Origin of the sequence: Lonepinella sp. BR2474 (assembly GCF_051851555.1) — a bacterium.
Lineage (GTDB): Bacteria > Pseudomonadota > Gammaproteobacteria > Enterobacterales > Pasteurellaceae > Lonepinella.
In genome coordinates this window covers 1-450 of the sequence record NZ_JBPDVH010000024.1, presented here as the reverse complement: position 1 = coordinate 450, position 450 = coordinate 1, and the positions used below count along the sequence as shown (strand labels likewise).

The 450-nt window shown below is 45.1% G+C and carries 1 pseudogene; it reads right to left on the bottom strand.

Annotation, left to right across the window (positions count from 1 at the left end):
- A pseudogene (locus ACTG7Q_RS10875) lies at positions 1 to 450 on the bottom strand (hypothetical protein); the annotation flags it as partial.

The following is a 450-nucleotide window of genomic DNA, read 5'->3' as shown; positions in this document are numbered from 1 at the left end:
TATTGCGACCTGCAACATAATTTACGGTATCGCCCGCATTGACTTTCTGTGTTTCGCCACCTTGTGTTGCAGAATCATTTTCGGCCTTGGTTGCGTTGATAGAGTAGTACGCATTGTTAATCGCATCTGCTACCGTTTTCGCCGTCACTAAGTTGTTACCATCCCCCGTGTATTGAACGGTACCGTTACCCGCTGCTTTATTATCTGTTGCAGTATCACCATCAACTGTTGTGGTGTTGGTGGTTAAGTTAGCCGTTTCAACATTAAATGTCACGTTGGCCACAGTGCCATCATCGTTCATTGTAACGTTCGCCACTGTGCCTGTACCGTTCACGAAGTTTACAGTGTCGTATGCTTTAACGAAATCTTTCGCTGTGCCGTTTTCTTTTAAGTTCCAACCCGCATTTAATACATCGTTTACCGTCGCAGCGCTTGATAACTGTGTATCAG